Origin of the sequence: Tritonibacter multivorans (assembly GCF_001458415.1) — a bacterium.
GTDB lineage: Bacteria > Pseudomonadota > Alphaproteobacteria > Rhodobacterales > Rhodobacteraceae > Epibacterium > Epibacterium multivorans.
In genome coordinates, this window is the sequence record NZ_CYSD01000020.1 from 109,341 (window position 1) to 129,832 (window position 20,492).

Consider the following 20,492-nt stretch of genomic DNA (forward strand, 5'->3'; position numbering starts at 1 on the left):
CCAAAGGCCCGACCGAAGACAGGCATCAGGACAGGACACCCCGATGATAGCAGAGATGGCAGCCGCGCTTTTGCAGGCGCAATGGCTTTACTTGGCGATTGGCTATATTGCCATTGGCGCGGCGCTGACCCGTGCGCAGGGGACAGGGGCCTGGCTTATGGGCGTCCTTGGCTGGCCGATGGAGCTGGCACAACGCTTTGCGGGCCAGGGGCCGCAGCCCTATCTGTTCCTGCTGCCGAACGTGTTGGTCTTTGGCCTGTTCACCTTTGCGCCGCTGTTCATGAACATGGGGTTTTCCGCAACCGAAGGGTCCAGCATCCTATTTCAGGATCGCGACTGGGCGGGCACCGATAACCTTGTGCGATTGCTGGGCGAAACCCAGCCCGACACCGGGGCGGAAAACCGCGAGGATGACAAATTCCTGCGCGCCGTCACCGATACTGCCGTCTTTGTGGTGTTTCAGGTGCCGATCATGGTGCTGTTCGCGCTGATCACCGCGCTTGTTTTGAACCGGGACATCGCAGGCCGTGGCTTTTGGCGGTCGATCTTTTTCTACCCCGTCATGCTGTCGCCTGTGGTGGTTGGCTTCCTATGGACCCTGATCCTGAAGCGTCAGGGGGTTCTGTCCGTCACGCTGATGCAATGGGGCTGGATTGATGCGCCGATCCAATGGCTGACCGATCCCGGCTGGACCATGTTCTGGTCCGTCTTTGTCTATACCTGGGCGCATCTGGGGTTTTATATGCTGATCCTTCTGGCCGGACTGCAGGCGATCCCTGCCGATCTGTACGAGGCGGCCGAAATGGACGGCACCTCACCCTGGCGGGCGCTCACCCATATTACCATTCCGCTCCTGATGCCGACCCTGCTGGTGGTTTTTGTCCTGTCGCTGATCAAAGCGTTTCAGGCCTTTGAGGAGCTTTTTGCCATGCAGGTCAGCTGGATTTCCGTTGTGGCCTATATCTTTGAAACGTCCGGTCTGCGCGGCACGCCGACCACACATGGTCTGGGCATTGCCGCCACCGCATCGCTTTTGATTGCCGCATTCCTTGGGCTTTTGTCTGTGTTGCAGATCGCCCTTTCCGGTAAGGGAGCGCGCTAATGTGGGCCTTTCTGACACGCACCCAAGGCCGGGGTCGGCTGACACTGGTGGACTGGCTGTCCTATGGTTACCTCGCCTTCGGGTTTCTGCTGATCTTTATCCCCGTGGTCTGGCTGGGGCTGAATTCGGTCAAAACCGCCTTTCAGATCGAACGGCAGGACATTTCGCTGATCCCCGGGGATTATACCCGTGTGGCCCGCGCCACCGTGCAGGGACCGGACGGCAAACGGATCTTCTTTATCACCGATCTGCCCGACTGGGTGCTGAACTGGCGCGATCTGAGCGCCGCGGACCAAGCCGCCCAAGACGTGGCAGGGTTCTTAAGTGCCCAAACGGGCGACGCCGCGCTTGCCCTGCGCAGCCATCTGGGCCAGACCGAACCGCAGGCGCTTGCGGTGATTGCGGCCCAGGGCCTGCCTGACTGGCTGCCCCGCTACCGCACCATGAGCGCCAGCGCCAAGGCCGAGGTTAATATTGAGGCCGCGCTTGCGGGCCTGAGCCCGGCCAATGACCGCTTGCTGCGCGAATTCACCGGTCTGTATCCGGGCGCGCGGCTGACCAGTCAGATCCTTGTGTCGGCCCCTGATCCCCAGACCGGAGAGATCCGCCAATGGGGTGTCTCCAACATCGACATCAAACGCGCCTTTACGCCGGCACGTCCCGTGGACGCGGTCAACGCCAAGGTCACCAAATTGCCCACCGCCAGCCTGCAGGCCGACCGGAATGTGCAGATCGCCTGGGAGAATTATATCGATCCGCTGTCAGGCAGCTCCTATGGCGTGACCGTCGATTTTACCCGCTGTCTGACCAATTCGGTGATCGTGACCATTGTCGGCACGGCGATCACGCTGCTGATCAACTCCATGGCGGCCTTTGCCCTGTCGAAATACAAGTTCCGGGGGCAGGTGATGTTCCTTGCGCTGATCCTTGCGACCCTCATGGTGCCGCCAACGATCACGCTGGTCGGGGTGTTCAAGGCCATTCAAGCGACGGGGATTTCCGGCTCGCTTTGGGGGATTATCATTCCGGGATCGGCCACGCCTGCGGGGGTGTTTATGCTGCGGCAATACATGCTGACCCTGCCGGATGAGCTGATCGAGGCCGCGCGGATGGACAGCGCCAGTGAATGGAAAATCTTCTGGAAGATCGTCGCCCCCCTTGCGCTGCCTGCCATTGCGGCGCTGGGCATCCTGTCCATCGTCTGGCGCTGGAACGACCTGATTGTGCCGCTGGTTGCGGTGGCGACCGTCAAAGAAGCCTACACCATCCAGCTGTGTCTTCTGGAATTTCGCGGCGAACACACCAGTCAGGAACATTACCGTCTGGCGATGACCATGGTCAGCCTGATCCCGACCACTTTGGTCTTTGTTTTCCTGCAACGTTACATCACCACCGGCATTGCAAATTCCGGCATGAAATAAGGCTCCATAGTTCCAAACATGACAAGCATTCAGCTGAAAAACATCAAGAAATCCTATGGCAAGACCGAGGTGATCCACGGCATCGACCTCGACATTCCATCGGGTGAGTTCTGCGTCTTTGTTGGCCCATCGGGCTGTGGCAAATCCACCCTGCTGCGAATGATCGCGGGGCTCGAAGACGTCACCGCTGGCGATCTGCTGATCGACGGCGCGCGGGTCAATGGCATCTCGGCGGCCAAGCGGGGGCTCGCCATGGTGTTCCAGTCTTACGCGCTTTATCCGCATATGTCGGTGCGCAAGAACCTGTCGTTTGGGCTTGAGAACATCAACCTCCCCAAGGCCGAGATCAAATCCCGCGTCGAGGATGCCGCGCGGATGCTGCAGATCGATGGCTATCTGGACCGCAAACCGGGCCAGCTGTCGGGGGGGCAGCGTCAGCGGGTCGCTATTGGCCGCGCCGTGGTGCGTGAACCGCGTGCTTTTCTGTTTGATGAGCCGCTGTCAAACCTTGATGCCGAACTGCGGGTTGCCACACGCGGCGAGATTTCCGCCCTGCATCAACGGCTGGGCAATACGATGATCTATGTGACCCATGATCAGGTCGAGGCGATGACAATGGCCGACAAGATCGCAGTGCTGCGCGCGGGCCGCTTGGAACAATTCGGGGCCCCGCTCGAACTGTACAATGCGCCCGCCAATATGTTTGTCGCGGGTTTTATCGGCTCGCCCCGGATGAACTTCCTCAAGGCGGGGTTGATCGCGGGCGCGGGACAGACGATCCTGCGTCTGCAGGACGGGCAGGATATTGCACTGTCCACCGACCGTTTTGGTCGCCCCGCCAGTCGTCCGGCGGTGATGGGCATTCGCCCCGGCGATCTGGAGATCACTGACAGTGACGCGCCGCTGCACATGCAGGTCACGGCCGTTGAACAGTTGGGATCTGAATCTATCCTCTTTGGCACATCGCCCTGTGACGAAGAACTGGTGGTCACTGCAAGGGGACAGACCGCGGTGCGCGTTGGTGACCGCCTGAACCTGCGCCCGAACCCAGACGCGATCCATGTCTTTGACGCGCAAAGTGAAGAAAGCTTGGCGCTGCAATGACTGACGACGTTCATCAGTTGACGGGGGACGCCCCCCTGTTGATCCTGGGTGACAGCCTTGTGGCGGGCGAAGGCGCGGAGGGGGATTTCGGCTGGGCCAAACAGATCGCGGCCCAAACACCTGCCGATATTGTGGGCGTCTGCGGGGCGACGTCTGCGGATATCCTGACCCACCTGCCCAACCGCGCCTATGACCGCGTGCTGATCCAGATCGGCACCAATGACGCCCGCTTTCGCCATGGGCGCAATGCGACCGAGACGACGCTTGCGCAATACCGCGACAACCTGTGTCAGATCGTGCGGCATTTTCGAGGTCTCAATCGCCATGTGATGATCCGCTTTGTGGATCTGTTGTTTGTCGATGAAACCCGCACGGTGCTGTTCAAACCGGACCGGTCTTACTTCAACGCCGACCTGCAGCGCGTCTCAGGAGAGCTGTCCGCATTCTGCGCCGAGCATGGGTTTGACCGTATTTCAACCGGTGACCTTGGGCAGGAGCCGGGCGCGCTGACCGATGGGCTTCATCCCACAACGGCCAGCCACGCAAGGTTGGCGACGATCATTCAGGAGGCGCTGAGCTCTGTTCTGGCAGAGGAATGCCGCGCGGTCGCGGTGTCAGGCCGCCCAGGGTGAAAACCGCGCGGTGCCTTCGTCCACGCGGTAGCTGGCCAGAACCTCGGGTGTTGTGCCGGCAATGCTGGCGACGGCTTCAATGATCCGATCCGCTTTTTCGTCGCACATCAGGGCAGAGAACCCAAGGCGCGTCCAGCCGGGTTTTTCAATCTCCTGACCGTTCAGAATGGCCTGCCGAAAAGTGTCGGACTGGGCTGCATCGATCCCAAGCAGCCGGTGCCCATAGGGACCTGCGCAGGCGCAGCCGCCTCGTGCCTGGACGCCGTGCAGGTCCGTCAACATCCGTGTGACCAGTTGCTGGTGAATGGGCCGCCCCTCAAGATCTTTGACGACAAAGGAAAAAATGGGCACCCGCGTGGCCCGGAGGTTCCCAAGCAGGGTCAGGCCCGGCGTTTTGAGCCAGACAGCCTCTGCGCGGTCCCGAAAGGTGGCGAGGCGCTTCTGCATGAAATCAGATCCGATTGCATCCTTAACCATGAAACACAGCGCCGCGCGCAGATCGCCGATCACATTGGGGGTGCCTGCCTCTTCGCGGGCGACCACGTCGTCCGAATAATCATGCGCCCAGGGGGAAACAAAAGAAACGGTGCCACCGCCGGGCAGGGTCGGTGTTTTGCGCGATACAGCATCCCGGCGCAGGATCAAGACACCAGAGGCACCGGGCCCGCCAATGAATTTATGTGCAGACAGCACAATCGCGTCGATTTCCGCATCGGTGCCACCCGACATGTCGATGTCCAGATAGGGCGCACCGCCGGCATAGTCCCAGATGCTGAGCGCGCCATAGCGTTTCAGCAGGCGTGTGACAGCAGGCACATCGGTGACGATCCCGGTGACATTGGACATGGCGGAAAATGCGCCAATCATGTGCCGCCCGTGATTGGCTTGCAGGATTTCTTCAAGGGCGTCGAGGTCAGGCCCACCAAGCGGGGATTCGGGGGTCTCAACCACCTCCGCGCCGCTTTCGCGCCACGGCAGGATATTGGAGTGATGCTCGTAGGGGCCAAGGATCACCAGAGGCGGCTGCGCCCCTTGGTCGGAGCAGGCCCCAAACAGCCCCACCAGCCGGTTCAAACCAGCCGTGGCGCCCGACCCGGTAAAGACCAGCGCATAGCGGTCGTCGGCTTTGCAGCTCTTCAGAATGATCTGGCGCGCCTGTTTGCGCAGCCGGGTCATCATCTGCCCGCAGAAGGAGGCCTCTGTGTGGCTGTTGGCGTAATAGGGCAGGATGTCCCGGGTCACACAGTCTTCGATCTGCTGCAAGGCGCGCCCCGAGGCCACGTAGTCGGCATAGATCAGGGGCTGCGCACCAGTGGGAGAGGGCACCGAAGCGCCGTCGCCGATAAGGCCCTGCTGCAACCAGGCGATCAGATCCGGGCGCTCCACTGACTGTGCAAAGCGGTGAAACTGCGTGGGTTCTGATGGATCGGTGTGCATGGCGGCTCTCCTTCGGTTGCGTCATGCAATTGATTACCCCACAGTTGATGGGTAAACTTCACCAAGTTATTCGTTGGATAAGAGATGGTTCTATCACATGACCACAAGGCAGCTCGATAATATTGATAAATCCATCCTGCGCGCCTTGCAGCAGGATGCGTCGCTGTCTCAACGTGAACTGGCCGACAAAGTGGGGTTGTCGCAGAATTCCTGCTGGCGCCGTCTCACCCGCCTGCGCGAGGATGGGGTGATCACGGGGCAAACGGTCCGCCTTGATATGCAGGCGGTGGGGCTTGATCTGACGGTGTTTGCCATGGTGCGCACCCGGCACCATTCGGCCGAGTGGCTGGAGCGGTTTCGCAAATCCGTTTTGGCGATCGACAATGTGATCGACTTTTTCCGGATCGCGGGCGACTACGACTACATGATCAAGATCGTGGCGCGGGACATGAATGACTTTGACCGCGTCTACCAACGGCTGATCAAAGAAAACGAACTGGAAGCCGTGACGTCCTACATCGCCATGGAAGCGATTGCAGACAGCCGGAATGTGCCCGCCTAGAACCTTGCCCCGCTTAGGTCGGCGACAAATGCTGGACAAGCGCCTGTAGCTCTGGCCGCTTATCGTGCTGTTTCCAGATCAGGAAGTATTGATAGCCCGTGTACAGTGGCGCGGCCTGAAGTCGTCGCAAACGACCCGAGGTCAGCTCGTCCTGCAACAGGGAACAGCTGGCCAGCGCAATGCCAGCGCCATCCAGCGCTTGTCCGATGGAATGGCTGTAGTTCTGGCACATCACCTTGGTGGCGCTGTGCAGCGGGCTGTCGGGCTGGCGTTGCAGCCAGACCTCCCAGTTGATCCAGTCCGGGGCATGGCGCCGGTAATCCAGCAAGGGCATATTGTGCGGGTCCTGTCTGAACCGCGCAAGGCCAGCGGGAGACGCGACAGGGGCAAGTTCTTCCTTCATCAGGGGCTGTCCTGTCCATCCGTCGGGCAGCTGGTTTGCATAGATAATAGAGAGGTCATTGTCTGCGCTCAGCAGATCGCGGGGGTCATCCATCGTGACCGTTTCAAGCGGACAGGCGGCCGGGCTGAGCGCAAAGGATTTGAGCCGTTTAAACAGCCAGAACACGGCGACAGCAGAGTTTGCAGCAATCCGAACCGAAGGGGAGGTCGGCGATTTGACCCGGTCAATTGCGGTCTGCAGATAGTCCAGCGCCATGGTGGCCGGTTCGGCAAGCTGCTGGCCCGCCGGGCTGAGCGTCAGGCTGCGCGCACCGCGTTCAAACAGATCCGCCCCCAGCCAGTCTTCCAATTGGCGCACCCGCTTGCTGACCGCGGCCTGCGACACATACAGCTCGGCTGCGGCGGCGCTGAAGCTGCCTGCGCGAACGGCGGCTTCAAAGAACACCAAAGTGTCCAGTGGGGGCAGGCTTTTCCGACGGCTATCCATTCCAAATGGTTATGGCGGTGCGCGACTATTTTCAACGTTCTTTCGATTTTGGCCAAGCATTAGATATGCCACCAAGACAGGAGAATATCTTATGGCTAACTTTGACTGGCACGCCGAACGCAGCGATTTGGCAGGCATTGCCCTATTGGATCGCGCCCCCGAAAGCGAAGGCATCGACCTGAAGGCCGTGCGCCTTTACCGCCGTGACCGTGTGCGCGCACAGATGGCGCGCTTTGGTGTGGAAGCGGTGATCCTTTCCGATCCGATCAACATCCGCTACGCAACGGGTGCGCGCAATATGCAGATCTTCTGCCAGCGCAATGCGCCGTCGCGTTATCTGCTGCTGACGGCGAATAAATCCATCTTGTTCGAATTCACCGGCTGTCTGCATCTGGGTGAGGGCTACGAGACCATCGACGAGGTCCGCCCCTCGAAAACCGCCAGCTTTGTTGCGGCCGGACCGGACATTGCCGCCCGCGAAAAAGAATGGGCCGCCGAGATGGGGGACCTGATCGCTGAGCTGGTTGGCAAGGGGGCCACCGTTGGTCTGGAGCGCTTGAATGCGGGCACTGCGATTGCGCTGAAAGACTGTGGCTTCAACATTGTGGATGCGCAGGAAGCCGTTGAAATGGCGCGGTCGGTGAAATCCAGCGAAGAGATGAAATGCATCAACGCGTCGCTGCGGGCCACTGAAAACGGTGTTGCCAAGCTGCGCGCAGCGATCCGTCCCGGCATGACCGAAAACGAACTTTGGTCGGTGCTGCACCAGTCGGTGATCGCGGAGAACGCGGATTACTGCGAAACCCGTCTTCTGAACGCAGGTGCCCGTTCGAACCCCTGGTTTCAGGAAACCTCCAGCAATGTGATCGGTGAAAACGAACTGATCGCGCTGGACACCGATGTTGTCGGCTGCCACGGCTACTATTCCGACTTCTCGCGCACCTTCCACGCAGGTCCGGGTAAACCCACCGATACCCAGCGCGAACTGTACAAGGTGGCCTATGAGCAGGTCCACGCCAATATGGAAATCCTGCGCGCTGGCATGAGCTTTCGCGACTATGCAGACCGGGCCTGGGACATCCCCGAGAAATACTACGAGAACCGCTATTACCTCTCGGCCCACGGCTGCGGCATGACCGGCGAATACCCCTATCTGTATCACAAGGGCGATTTCCCGGATGCAGGCTACGACGGAGAAATCGTGGCGGGCATGACCATCTGCGTTGAAAGCTATATCGGTGAAACCAGTGGTCACGAGGGCGTCAAACTAGAGCAGCAGGTGCTGATCACCGACACCGGGATTGAGCTTTTGTCGCAATTCCCGTTCGAAGAGGAACTCCTGCGCTGAGGGGTGGGCGTGCTCATCAAGGCCGGAACCGTTAAAAGATACAGTGACCCGGTTTTGACCGGCATCAGTTAGCTGATAGCGATCCTTGGGAATCTTGTGCCCTTGGATCATCGCGTTCGCCTAAGCCAATGACGGTGCATTGACAGATACGTGTGACGTTCCCAAAAGATGGTGCGCTGCGCTGGATGAGATTTGTAAGATGCGGCCCTTAGGCCTGTTCTGTCGTGCTTACCCCGGAGGGAGGTGTGGAACGTCACAGATCTTTGACTCAATCGACGATCAAAACCTCAATAAAATGGTGAGTTGCGTCATTCAATTCTGACCCAAACATCAAGCATTTCTGACCCAAGGGCGATAGCGGTCCTTGACCTTTGTTGCAGCGAAGGCCTCAATTGAGCCCAACCTGTGAATTCGGTTTTCGTGCTGCGCGCGCTCGCAGCACCAAAATTGCCGCAGAGGCTCGATCCAGGACGCTGCGCAGCGGCAGAGATCGATGCCATTCGTTCATGGTGCAGCGAGATTTTAGACGGCAATTCACGGGTCGCGGGACAAAGCAGAACTCGCCGCATTTCGAACTAATGGCAGTTATGATACGATGTAAGCCGCAACCAGATTGCGATTTGATTGGGGCAGAACCTCAAAAGGACCAGGTTGAAATTGTTGCTTAGAGCGACGCCAATCCAATTCAGAATGAGGTTGGACGCCGAAAGGTGCATTCAGAAATCAGGTGACAATCCGAAACTGAATCAGAGACTGTCAGATATTTTGTGCTCTGGCGCTTTGATTACGCCATTGGGAAGCGGTCTTCGAACATGATTGCCAGCTGGCTCTTTACAGCGTGCCATTCGCGCACTGAACGCTTCCATTCCTGAGACGTAGCATTGAGCGCGAGATAGATCAATTTCGCGGCGGCCTCATCGCTGGGGAAGTGCCCTCGGGTTCGAACGGCGCGTCGGATTTTCGAGTTCAGCGCCTCGATGGCATTGGTGGTGTAGATCAGCCTGCGGACCTCGGGTGGATAGTCCAGAAACGGGATGACTTCGTTCCAGGCCCGGCGCCAGCTTGGGGCGATGGCCGGATACTTGGCGGCGAGATCGCACTGTTCAAATTCAGCCAGCGCGGCTTCGGCGGCGGCAACATCGACAGCGGTGTAGACCGCCTTGAGCGCCTTCGCCACGGCTTTGCGGTCCTTGTAACTGGCAAAGCTCATCGAGTGCCGCAGGAGGTGCACGATACAGGTCTGGACCTGGGTCTTGGGAAAGGCCGCTTCAATGGCCTGGGGAAAGCCCTTGAGGCCATCCACGACGGCGATGAGGATGTCCTGGACCCCGCGATTGCGCAGGTCATTCAGCACCTTGGCCCAGAACTTGGCGCCCTCATTTGCCTGGAACCACAGGCCCAGAACGTCGCGGGTGCCGTCAGGCAGGATGGCCAGCGCCACGAAGACAGCCTTATTGCTGACCGCGCCGTCGCTGCGGATATTGACCCGGATCGCATCCATGAACACGACCGGATAGCATGGTTCCAGCGGGCGGTTCTGCCAGGCAGTAACCTCGTCCATGACCGCATCAGTGATCGCCGAGATCAGGCTGGGCGAGGCCTCAACGCCGTAGATTTCCTCGATATGCCCCTGGATTTCCCGGGTCGTCATGCCGCGTGCGTACATGCTCCCTCTCGTGACATTTCGTGCCGAAATGCACTGCCGGGCAGTGGATGATCTTGGTATCGAACTCGGGAAACCGCCGCTGATATTTGGCGATCAGCACCGGATCAAAGCTGCCGTTGCGGTCACGGGGAATGTCCAGAACGACCTTGCCGCTCTCCATTGTCACCGTCTTCTGGCTGCTGCCATTACGCCTGTTCGGTGGCTGGTTCGCGCCTTTAGGCGGCGGATCGGCCCGTTCCTCGGTCAGATGCGCATCCAGTTCGGTGCTCAAGGCACGCTCAGCCAACGCCTTCGTCAGCTCCTGCAAAATCCCGTCCTTGCCGAACAGGTCGCCGGGATTCCGGCCCTCCATAAGTTGGTCCAAAAGGTCTTTGTCGATGCTCATACGTGGGTCTCCTCATCTCAGAGCTACCACGCCAGAGCACAAAATTCAGGATAGTCCCCTGAATCATCACCTGCTTTTTCGCGCCAGCTTAGTCTGCTGCTTCCAATGCATCTGTTTTCAAAGGGATTTGCATCAGGTCTTCACCGAGAACCATTGGACCGTCATAGATATCGAACATCTCGGTCACCATACGTTCTTTGACACCTGTCTTGTCCAACATTGGCAGGAAATGTGTCAGTACAAGCATACCAACCTCTGCCTGTTTCGCGGTTTCTGCGTTGTCTAGATGAGAGACTGACATTTGGCGGTACTCCGGCGTAAGCTCGGTGCCCGACAGGAAATGGTTCATGTGGATTAGCACATCCGCGCCCTTGGCAAAATCGATGAAAGGCTGATAGACACCGCCATTGTCCCCGGAATAGACAACCACGCCTTCGTCCGTTTCCACACGGTAAGAGAGGCAATTCAAGCTGGGTTGCACATGGCGCGCGGGGCCGACCTTGATCACCCAATCTTTGCCTTCGATGACTTCACCAGGGGCGAACTGGGTCAAATCCGGGTTGGGACGTGGGCGATCCCCGACACCACCGCGCGCGCAGTAGACGGCAATCGATGCCGGGCTTTCGGTGCGCGCTGCGATATCGAGCGCAAACACTCCGCTTTCTCCAATGAAACCTTCGTTGATCTCGTGCAGCGGATCAGGTCCATAGACCTTCAGCGGAGACACTTTGTCCCCGCCTTGGTCCCACCGGGTCAGAACAGGCCGTGGATAGTCCATGATGTGATCATAGTGATAATGGCTTGCCAGAAAATGGGTCACATCGGTGGCCTGATACCCCGCTTCGTGCAGGCGATGGTGCGCGCCGGGGCCATGGTCCATGACAACCACATCATCTCCCAGCTCGAATAAATAGCCTGAACTTGCCCGTTTCAATGACGGGGCTGGCGTACCGTTTCAACTCTATGAGGTTGCAGTTCCCACGTCGGAAATGCGCAGCACACATCAAATCAAGCTAAAGACAACTCACGTAATACGAGTGAAGTCATAACTTGCTTCCAGTGTTGAAGATTGCCTCTAATCGGAGGTGTTGGAATCGAATAGTGTTCAGGCACAGAAGCCCTTTCTAGTGACCTCTAGGAAAACCGCTACCGCTAAGTCTGTTTGATTTCGAAGCTCGCGATCTCCGAAAGTACAGCCGTCAAACGTTCCACGAGCGGCCCTAAACGAGCTTGCCCGCGCTCAAGCGACGCCGCCGTGGCGTCACCCCAAGTGCCCGAAGTCATGAAATCGGACGTCACCCATCCAATGGTGGCCCCGGTCAGTTCCAAAGCCAAAGTTTCTGACTGAAAATCTGGGAAAGCGCAGTCGCGTTTGTCGTCGCGCACGCGGTCCGGGGACACGGCCATCATCATCGAGGTTTCCCATTCCCCGGCGTGAATGCCGTAATCTGGTTCGCGCGGGTCGAGAGGCTCCAATGGGTCGGGCATGGCGCCGGAGGCGAAAATCTGGAAGGTCATCAGACCGGTCTCGATCCGAATGTCACGGGCAAGCACTTCAAGCAAAGCCCGGTTGCCTCCGTGGCAGTTCCAAAGCACTAGTCGTCGAAATCCATTCGCCTTAGCGCTCAATGCGATGTCTTTGATCACCGCCATGAGCGTCGTTGCCGACAGAGCCCAAGTTCCTTGAAATCCAACGTGTTCGTTGGATTTGGAAATCGGCATCATCGGAAGCCGCCAGATTTTCACCTCTGGCGCAAGTTGCGCCAGAGCCATTTCCAGGAACTTTTCAGAGAAAACCAGATCGCAATCCGTGGACAGGTGTGGGCCATGTTGCTCGATCGATCCAATGGGCAACACGATAGCCCCATCTTTGGAAAGATCCAGCGCGGCCACTTCCTGCCAGGTCAGCTCGTTGATATTGCGGTTCATGCTGCCTCCATGGCCTGTGCTTTAAGCGTCGCTTTAGCAATTTTTCCGGTTGGCGTCATCGGAAACTCGCCAATCGCGCGCACAGTCAGACCCTTTAGCGTATAGGGTGTCTTGCCTTCAATCGCTGCGATTGCAGCCTCCGTATCAATGCCTTCGCCAGTGACAAAAGCGACCGGCTGGTGCGAGCCATCCGCCTGATCCAGCCCAATGACTGCCGCTTCGCGGATGCCCTCAACCAGCATCAAGGCTTCTTCGACATCCCGCGGGAACCAAGTCTCGCCACCCACGTTCAGAAGCTCTTTTACCCGGCCCCGCATTGTCAGGTATCCATCTTCGGACATCTGGCCCACATCGCCAGAGTGCAACCAACCATCCGCTGTAGCTTCAGCAGTTTTTTCGGGTTTCTCCCAGTAGCCGGTCATGAATCCACCGCGCAAACAGACTTCGCCAACTTGGCCTTGGGGAAGCTCTTTCCCATCAGTGCCCAAGATACGCACTTCTTTGTCGGGGAGAGGACGGCCTACCGCGCCAAAATGTTCGTCTGTTGGAAGGGTCGGGTCGCCAAGGGCGAAGAACCCCCCGATTTCGCTTTGGCCATAGCTTTCAACCAAGGGCAGTTTCAGTTCGTCGCGCCAAGCTTGTTTCAGAGTCGGCGGAACGGGTCCACCACCAGAGGTGCCAAGGCGCAGGTTCTCTGGCGCGCCGCCATGTAGCCGCGATTGTTCCAGAACGTCGGTCAGCACTGGCGGATTGCCAACAAAGATCGTTGCTTTGGTATCCTTCAGGGCTTGAAAGCCGGTATCCGCAGCCCAGTCTTTCATGACGATACAGGTGGCCAGGTTTTTCAAAGGCGGCAGGATGTTGGCGACCAACTGGTAGGACGATGACAAGGCAGAAGGGCCAAAAGAGATGTCGTCGCGAGAATAGCGCAAGCGCTCACCGATGCAGGACGATGCCACCATCGTCGGTTCGTGCGCCAGACACGCGCCCTTTGGCTGACCCGTTGTACCAGACGTGTAGGACAGGTGCGCGATGGCGCTTTCATCACCCGGGTCGGCAGGTGCCGGAAGGTTGGCTTCCAATAGTTCAGGGAAGCTCAACGCGCCCTCTTGTTTGCCGTCCATGCAAATCAGGTGTTTCACAGTGCCGACCTTCTGCGCAGCGGCGACGGTCTCGGCCAATTTGTCATGAGTGTACACGACCAAAGTTGGTTTGTGGTCGTTGAAATAGTAGTCCAGATCGTCTGCCAGCTTTACGTTTACCAGCGACGAGATCGCGCCAATTCGCCAGGCAGCGAACATCGACAATAAATAGTCCATACCATTGTGCGCAAAGATCGTGATCCGATCCCCTTTGCGAGCGCCAAGGTCGTGAAATGCGCCAGCGGTCGCCTCGATTTGTTCGTGTGCCTGCGCGTATGTAAGGGATTTATCACGCTCGACCCAGTGAAAGGCAGTGTGGTCGGGACGGCGGTTGGCGCCATCGGTGATGAGCTGATGCAAAAGCATGGTATGTCTCCTTGGAAGGTGTAAGAGATTTTTCGTTAACGATCGGCGTGATAGGGGGTCATCAGCGCCGCCGGATTTCGGGACCTTCCGAACACACCCGACACAGCCAAAACTGTCAGCAGATAGGGCAGCGCAACCAACGCCTGGGTCGGGATCGGCAAGTCAAAGAGTTGCAGGGACAGGGCCAGCGCATCCATCGACGCAAAGCCAAAGGCCGCAAGGATGGCCAGGTAGGGGTTCCAGCGCGCCAGGATGACGATACCCAGTGCTATGAAGCCCCGCCCTTGAACAATCGTGTCACGGAACAGGCCGATCTGGACAAGCACAAAGTAGGCTCCGGCCAGACCTCCACCCAGCCCGCAGGCCAACACGGCGATGATCCGCATCCGTACCACATTGATACCTGCAGCTGCAGCTGCCTTGGGGTATTCCCCAACGGCCCGCAGGTTCAGCCCAAGGCGGGTGCGGTACATCAGCCAGCCGGTCCCCAGCGCGATCAGGATTGTGATGTAGAACATAACAGACTGTCCAAAGAGTGCGGGTCCGATCAGCGGCAGATCCTTCAAACCGGGTACGGAAATTTCAGGCATCATCGGCGCCGTCTGAATGCGCGGGATATCCCCCATGATCGTGCGAAACGCATAGCTTGCGATGCCCATGGCCAGCACATTGAAGATAATGCCGACAACCACCTGACTGGCCTTGACCACGACGTACATCCAAGCAAGGAAAACGTTGACCAACATGCCCATTCCGGCGGCAGCCAGCGCCCCGATCCAGGGCGAGCCGCTCCAGATCGCGCCCAGATAGGCGGCCAAAGCACCCAGCAAAACAGTGCCTTCAATCCCGACGTTCAAAACGCCCGCGCGCTCGCTGATCAACTCGCCGATGCTCGCCAAGAGCAACGGGCCGGTCAGACGGACCGACGCAGCGATCCATGTGGTCAGAAAGGCAAGCTCAGGGATATCCATTTCAAACCTTCCTTCTGCCAGAGAGAACAATGCGATGGGTGCGCAACACTTCGGTCGCCAAAAGCAGCAGCACGATGCTGGCCTGCACGATCAAAACGATGGAGGATGGCAATCCGGTCTGGCGCTGCATTGCGTCTCCGCCCACCGACAAGCCACCGTAAAGAACAGAAGCGATCGCAGTGCCCGGAACGGTCATACGCCCCAGCAGCGCTGTCACGATGCCCACGAAGCCCGTGCCATCCGACAGCCCATCAAGCAGACGGTGATGAACCCCGTAGATCGTGATGGCGCCCGCCAGGCCTGCCAGACCTCCGGCGATCAGAGCCGCCTGGCGCTGACGTATCCCAACCAAAATGCCGCCATAGCGCGCAGACCGTGGGTTTAGTCCGCTGGCGATCATCTCGAACCCCACCCGGGATTTGGCCATCACCACCCAGATCGCAACGCCCGACGCAAGCGCGATCAAAAATCCGGCGTGCAGACGTGTCCCGCTGAGAATGTAGGGCAGCCAAAGGTCTTTCGGCAGACGCTCGGTCTGGGGCATGTCGCCCACCACGCGCCAAGGTCCGGCGACAAGGTATTGCACCAGATAAATCGCCAGAAAGTTCATCATCAGTGCAATCAGCACTTCGTTGCCGCCAAAACGGGTTTTCAGCTCGCCAACGAGCCCCGCCCAAAGCGCCCCTAAAGTCGCCCCCCAGATTAGGGCCAGCGTAACAACAAGAGCCGGGGCCGAGGTGCTTAGTATACCGCCCTCAAGCGCGCCTAGGCCCACCATGGTGCCGCCCATCGCCCCAATCAACAAACAGCCTTCAAAGCCAAGAAAGATAAAGCCGCAGCGCCAGGCCACAATGGTCCCAAATCCAACCATCATCAGCGGTGTTGCGGTCACCAACGTGTAGCCAAATCCGCGTTTCGAAAAGAACGCGTTCCCAATCAGCGACTGATATCCCTCCCAGGGGCTGGCCTCGAACGGCAAGAACAACACCCCGCCCAAGACCATCCCGATCAGGACGGCCAGCACGGACATAGCCACAACCGACCAACCGCTGATCAGCGGCGTGTCGCGTTTCTCTAATGAAACTCTCATAGCGCCACCTCTTCAAGGCGACGCCCGGCCATCATCGCGCCCAAGAGCGCGGTTGTTGCTTTGTCACGGGGGATGACGCCCATGATTTCACCCTCGAACATCACTGCGATCCGATCCGAGAGGGCCAAGATCTCCTCAAGCTCGGTAGAGGCCATCAGCACAGCGGCGCCCTGGTTTCGTTGCTCGATGATCTCACCCCAGACCAGTTCGATGGCGCCGACGTCCAATCCGCGCGTCGGTTGTTCGATCAGCAGCACCTTGGGATCACGCGATACCTCGCGCCCCAGGACCAGTTTTTGCAGATTGCCGCCCGACAGATTGCCAGAGGCAAAATCTGCATCCGGGGTTTTAACGCCAAACCGGGAAATGACATCGTCGGCCGCGACACGGGCGAGCGAGCGGTTGAGAAGGCCAAACTGGGTAAAATCCTTGGAGGCGCCCAAGATTACATTGTCTTCGATCGACAGCGTCACCAGGGCCCCAACGCCACGCCGGTCAGGCGGGACATATCCGATCCCGGCCGCGCGTCGTTCTGCGGTGCTTAGCGCAGTGATATCACGACCTTCGAGCGTTATTGATCCGCTTACGGCGTCTTTCAAACCAAAGATCGTTTCGATGAGTTCGGTCTGCCCGTTGCCGTCGACGCCTGCGATACCCAGTACCTCGCCATGGCGCAGCGTCAGGGTTGCCGGTGGTGTCGCTTTGGCGCCTTCGCGCGCTTCGACCTGCACCTGCACCAACTCTAATGCGCGCTTGCGCTGTTTGGGCTCTGTACGGTCAACCGACATGTCCAGATCGCGGCCAACCATCAGGCGTACAAGCTCTGCCTCGGTGCTTTCAGACGTTTTGACAGTCGCAACCATCTGTCCAGAGCGCATCACAGCAACCCGGTCAGAGATGGCCATCACCTCGTGCATTTTATGCGTGACAATGACGATCGCGTGGCCGTTTGACCGAAGGCGATTAAGGACTTCGAACAAGGCATCAGTTTCCTGCGGCGTCAGCACTGCGGTTGGCTCGTCCAGAATAAGAAGCTTTGCGTGGCGAAACAGCAGCTTCAGGATTTCAACCCGCTGACGTTGGCCCACCGCCAAGTCTTCAATCCGGGCGTCCGGATCTACCTGAAGGCCGTAGTCGGCCGAAATTTCGCGGATCAACCGGCGGGCGGCATTCAGGTTGCCCGCCCCTTCGGGCAGCGTTGTAGTGCCCATAAGCAGGTTTTCGGCCACCGTGAACGGCTCTACCAGCATGAACTCTTGATGGATCATGCCGATACCATGTTCGATCGCTTGCGCCGGGTCGCGGAAGGTTGTTTCGATCCCATCGAACTCTATCGTCCCCTCGGTAGGTTCATAGAGCCCGTAGAGAATGTTCATCAGAGTGGACTTGCCCGCTCCGTTCTCACCCAGAAGCGCCACGACTTCACCGGCATGCAGGTCGAAATCAATGCAATCATTCGCAAGCACCGAAGCTCCAAATCGCTTGGTGATTTTTTGCATGCGCAGAAGAGGAGCTATGTCGGTCATGGCAACTCCGGGGAGATCGAGGGGGGGGGAAGACGGCCCCTCGATCATTGTTAAGTCCAAATCAGGGGTTACTTACGACGCAGGTTCGATTTCGCCGCTGTCAACTTTGGACCAGATATCAAGGAATTGGGCCCAGACGTCGTCACTGATCAGATCAGTGTTGTAGCTGGCGTCGCCGTAAACGGGCAGCCACGAGAACCCAAGAGCTGGTTCCCACATTCCGCCACCTTCAAAGCTGCCGTCAGCGACCATCTTGGCTACTTCCTGCACCAGACCCGCGTTGTTGGCAGACAGGCTGGTCCCCATCGCACTTGGGGCGAGTTCGGTTTGGTCAGCAAACATTCCGATGACCTGCGCGCCCTGTGACGAAGCTCCTTCAATGGCGCCAATGCCAGTGATGTCTGCTGTGTGCCAAATCACGTCAGCGCCGTTGCCGATCATGGTTGAGGCTGCTTCGCGGCCCTTGGCGGCGTCGTTGTAGTCGCCGGTAACAATTGCATAGCCCTTCAAGCCAGGTTTGGTGGCTTCAGCAGCCTCTACAAATGCTTTGGCCATGCCTTGGGTGGTAGGGTTATCCCCTCCGCCGACGACGCCAACGGCTTTGCCATCCGACATCAGAGCTGCCAGCGCGCCCATGCCATAGGCCGCGTCAGTATAGCGGAACTCGACATACAGAGCATTGCTTGGAATTTCGGTGTTGCCAGGCGCGGATGTCGTCGCAAAGAAGGCCTGCTCGGGATATTCCTCCGAGATTTCGGCGAAAAGGCTGCCGAACTGATAACCGTGGCCGATGACAAGGTCATAGCCGTCGTCGGCATAGCCCTGCACGACTGCCGGAATGTCGGCCTGACTGACGTTTTCCGAGAAGGCGATGTCGAATCCGTCAGCTTTGAGTGCTTGCAGGCCCTGATAGGCGCCGGCATTCCATCCGCCATCAGCGATTGAACCAGGCAGTACAAGAGCCACAGTGGTCTCGGCCTGCGCCAGCGACGCCGTGCCAAGCATCAGAACCGCTGCGGTGGAAAGCACGATTTTTGAGGTGTTAACGTAGGACATGAAACAGCCCCTTTCATATCTAGCGGGTGCATCAGGGGGTCCCCAACCGTCCGCGGTTTCGAGGTAACAGTCGAGATGTTCAGCTCGATTGCGATACAAAGATGCTAACCAACAAACTTGGACCGGGCCAATGACCAGGGGAGTATTCAAGCTATATCAAATTTGCTATGACTATAGATCTACATATTTCGCTTAAGTTATAAGCTAAATTCTACGGCATTTCGGGCAAACCGCTTAGTTTTGCTGCAGTTTGAATCTGATTTCTCAGCCAAACGGCCGAAGAACTACGATGCGTGACCTCATGCCAAAGCAATCTAAATTCCATCGGCGGAAAGAAATCTGGCGCTGGGACAACCTCGAGAGGCAATTGTGCTGCAAAATGCTCTGCAAACTGGCGGCATGTCGTGAAAACGAGATTCGATCCCATGAGAACTTGCGGTATGAGATTATACTCGGGGATCAGACATTGCGCCTGTCTCGGAATCTTTTGCGCGGCCAAGGCACCATCGATTGGCCCTTTGTCAGCTCTGGAGGTTGGATATGGCGCCACGTGTTTAAGCTTAAGGTACTCTTCAGCAGTCCGCGGTGGCCTATCAATAATGCTATGCTCTTCGCGAGCCAACAAAACAACATCATCCATACCCAGGGGCGTAAACCGCAATGCATCATACATACCCCGCGTGTATTCGCTCACACAGTCGACCACCACATCCATGGAGCGGCTTGCCAAGGCGTTGACGACGTCGAACTCAGGATCGATGGCACGAATATGCGTACGTAAGTTTGGCCCGGCGCGTTTTATGGCCACAACAAGCGGCGGAACAAGGGTAACCATGTTGCTGTCTGTAAAACCCAATGAAAAGGTTTGATCGGACTTCTCCGGAGCAAAACTACCCTCTGGCTGCACCAACGCACTCAGTTGGTCGAGAATCTTCTCAACTTCTTCCAGAACAAGCTTACCGCGGTCAGTAACAACCATCCCGTCGCCACCCCGCACAAGCAATGCATCCCCGAACTTTTGGCGCATTTCTGCAAGTAAACGACTGACTGCAGGTTGGGAGGTATCAAAGAAATGCGAGGTCGCCGTTACGTTCTTGTTCGACAGAAGATGAGCTAGAACTCGCAATTGATGCGTGGTGAAGTTTTCAAACTTTGTCATAGAGGAAGGTTCAATCTACCGGACCAAGGCTGTCAAGCTTAGGCGCCGCAGAGTGATTAATAACGAGATTTGTTTGAATATCTATGCGGAACGCGACTCAGGAAGACAATAGCAACTTACCTCGCCGTCTCATTCGACTCTAGTTTGCGCCGTGGAGGTCGACTTTCTGCCTGACGTGCTGGAGCCCATGTCCGATTCGGGCTAAGAGCGTTTATTCTGGGGCTCCAACGGAAAGGCAGCTTCGGATTGGTAATCTGGCATTGATTTACCTGTGAGAGAATGCAGCTTTGTCCGCTCCTCGATGGTCGGCTCTGACAGCAACGAAAGTGCGGTCTTAGTTCGGGCCAGATCGACGCCTTCGAACGGCCGGTTCGGTGAAATGTGCCGCACTGCCAAAAGAGTGACGCTGCAAATGCGAGCAATTGCTGCATCAGCAATATCCGCAAGTGCAAAAGGCGGTTTTGTCCTGTGTGGATGGCGTCTGCTTTGCAAGAAAAAAATGCGTTGGTTGCGCGGTTGGTCAGTACAGTCCTGTGTCCGGCCTTTGGTCGCAGTGTTGGTATTTGCTGCTGGCCTTGATGGGTTCCGCAAACCTGTTCCCAATCGGCGACGCGAACCTGAGAGTTCAGGACAAAGCACGGGATTTCAGGTTTTCGGATGACCGCACGTGCCATCATGGCATTCGTCTTGCAATTCGTGTTTTCTCG

17 protein-coding genes and 1 pseudogene are annotated in these 20,492 nt (G+C 57.8%); 7 read left to right on the forward strand and 11 right to left on the reverse strand.

Annotated features, from left to right (window positions below; translation table 11 throughout):
* The first annotated feature begins 43 nt into the window (after positions 1-43).
* Genes TRM7557_RS07295 through TRM7557_RS07310 form a run of 4 tightly spaced genes read left to right on the forward strand, consistent with a single transcriptional unit; the run spans position 44 to position 4,259 of the window.
* Positions 44-1,102, forward strand: a complete 1,059-nt coding sequence (locus TRM7557_RS07295) for a carbohydrate ABC transporter permease (RefSeq protein WP_207382637.1) — start codon at positions 44-46, stop codon at positions 1,100-1,102.
* On the forward strand, positions 1,102-2,523 hold the full coding sequence (locus tag TRM7557_RS07300) for a carbohydrate ABC transporter permease (RefSeq protein WP_058289553.1): 1,422 nt from the start codon (positions 1,102-1,104) through the stop codon (positions 2,521-2,523). The genes TRM7557_RS07295 and TRM7557_RS07300 overlap by 1 nt, the downstream gene beginning before the upstream one ends.
* Positions 2,524-2,541: 18 nt before the next feature.
* Positions 2,542-3,627, forward strand: a complete 1,086-nt coding sequence (locus TRM7557_RS07305) for an ABC transporter ATP-binding protein (protein WP_058289554.1) — start codon at positions 2,542-2,544, stop codon at positions 3,625-3,627.
* The gene (locus TRM7557_RS07310; RefSeq protein ID WP_058289555.1) at positions 3,624-4,259 is read left to right on the forward strand and encodes an SGNH/GDSL hydrolase family protein; all 636 of its coding nucleotides are present in this window, start codon (positions 3,624-3,626) and stop codon (positions 4,257-4,259) included. Before TRM7557_RS07305 ends, TRM7557_RS07310 begins: the two co-directional genes overlap by 4 nt.
* On the opposite strand, the gene TRM7557_RS07315 is transcribed toward TRM7557_RS07310, so the two are convergent.
* Positions 4,242-5,696, reverse strand: a complete 1,455-nt coding sequence (locus tag TRM7557_RS07315; protein WP_058289556.1) for an aminotransferase class V-fold PLP-dependent enzyme — start codon at positions 5,694-5,696, stop codon at positions 4,242-4,244. The two genes, TRM7557_RS07310 and TRM7557_RS07315, sit on opposite strands and share 18 nt — an antisense overlap.
* Positions 5,697-5,793: 97 nt before the next feature.
* Between TRM7557_RS07315 and TRM7557_RS07320 the strand changes: the two genes are divergently transcribed.
* On the forward strand, positions 5,794-6,258 hold the full coding sequence (locus TRM7557_RS07320; RefSeq protein ID WP_058289557.1) for an Lrp/AsnC family transcriptional regulator: 465 nt from the start codon (positions 5,794-5,796) through the stop codon (positions 6,256-6,258).
* Between the two features lie 13 nt (positions 6,259-6,271).
* Here TRM7557_RS07320 and TRM7557_RS07325 read toward each other — a convergent pair whose 3' ends face one another.
* The gene (locus tag TRM7557_RS07325; protein WP_058289558.1) at positions 6,272-7,147 is read right to left on the reverse strand and encodes a LysR substrate-binding domain-containing protein; all 876 of its coding nucleotides are present in this window, start codon (positions 7,145-7,147) and stop codon (positions 6,272-6,274) included.
* Positions 7,148-7,238: 91 nt separating this feature from the next.
* On the opposite strand from TRM7557_RS07325, the gene TRM7557_RS07330 reads away from it, so the two are divergent.
* Positions 7,239-8,495: a M24 family metallopeptidase gene (locus TRM7557_RS07330; protein WP_058289559.1), complete on the forward strand. Its 1,257-nt coding sequence runs from the start codon at positions 7,239-7,241 to the stop codon at positions 8,493-8,495.
* A gap of 784 nt (positions 8,496-9,279) precedes the next feature.
* Here TRM7557_RS07330 and TRM7557_RS07335 read toward each other — a convergent pair.
* The 9 genes and pseudogenes from TRM7557_RS07335 to TRM7557_RS07375 all read right to left on the reverse strand — a co-directional run bounded on the left by TRM7557_RS07335 (position 9,280) and on the right by TRM7557_RS07375 (position 19,785).
* Positions 9,280-10,546, reverse strand: a pseudogene (locus tag TRM7557_RS07335) (IS256 family transposase).
* A gap of 88 nt (positions 10,547-10,634) precedes the next feature.
* Positions 10,635-11,426, reverse strand: a complete 792-nt coding sequence (locus TRM7557_RS07340) for an MBL fold metallo-hydrolase (protein WP_058289560.1) — start codon at positions 11,424-11,426, stop codon at positions 10,635-10,637.
* A gap of 272 nt (positions 11,427-11,698) precedes the next feature.
* Complete coding sequence (locus tag TRM7557_RS07345; protein ID WP_058289561.1) at positions 11,699-12,475, reverse strand: creatininase family protein; 777 nt, start codon at positions 12,473-12,475, stop codon at positions 11,699-11,701.
* Positions 12,472-13,983: a class I adenylate-forming enzyme family protein gene (locus tag TRM7557_RS07350; RefSeq protein ID WP_058289562.1), complete on the reverse strand. Its 1,512-nt coding sequence runs from the start codon at positions 13,981-13,983 to the stop codon at positions 12,472-12,474. The genes TRM7557_RS07345 and TRM7557_RS07350 overlap by 4 nt, the downstream gene beginning before the upstream one ends.
* A gap of 35 nt (positions 13,984-14,018) precedes the next feature.
* The gene (locus TRM7557_RS07355) at positions 14,019-14,954 is read right to left on the reverse strand and encodes an ABC transporter permease (RefSeq protein ID WP_058289563.1); all 936 of its coding nucleotides are present in this window, start codon (positions 14,952-14,954) and stop codon (positions 14,019-14,021) included.
* Position 14,955: 1 nt separating this feature from the next.
* A complete protein-coding gene (locus TRM7557_RS07360; RefSeq protein WP_058289564.1) occupies positions 14,956-16,044 on the reverse strand; it encodes an ABC transporter permease in 1,089 nt (362 codons plus the stop codon).
* Positions 16,041-17,570, reverse strand: coding sequence for an ABC transporter ATP-binding protein (locus tag TRM7557_RS07365; RefSeq protein WP_058289565.1), 1,530 nt, complete (start codon positions 17,568-17,570; stop codon positions 16,041-16,043). The genes TRM7557_RS07360 and TRM7557_RS07365 overlap by 4 nt, the downstream gene beginning before the upstream one ends.
* Before the next feature lie 72 nt (positions 17,571-17,642).
* Positions 17,643-18,626, reverse strand: coding sequence for a BMP family protein (locus TRM7557_RS07370; protein WP_058289566.1), 984 nt, complete (start codon positions 18,624-18,626; stop codon positions 17,643-17,645).
* Between the two features lie 211 nt (positions 18,627-18,837).
* On the reverse strand, positions 18,838-19,785 hold the full coding sequence (locus TRM7557_RS07375) for a LysR family transcriptional regulator (RefSeq protein WP_074942064.1): 948 nt from the start codon (positions 19,783-19,785) through the stop codon (positions 18,838-18,840).
* A 422-nt stretch (positions 19,786-20,207) separates the two neighbouring features.
* Here TRM7557_RS07375 and TRM7557_RS20155 point away from each other — a divergent pair.
* On the forward strand, positions 20,208-20,492 hold a 285-nt coding region (locus tag TRM7557_RS20155), incomplete at its 3' end, for a hypothetical protein (protein ID WP_207382638.1).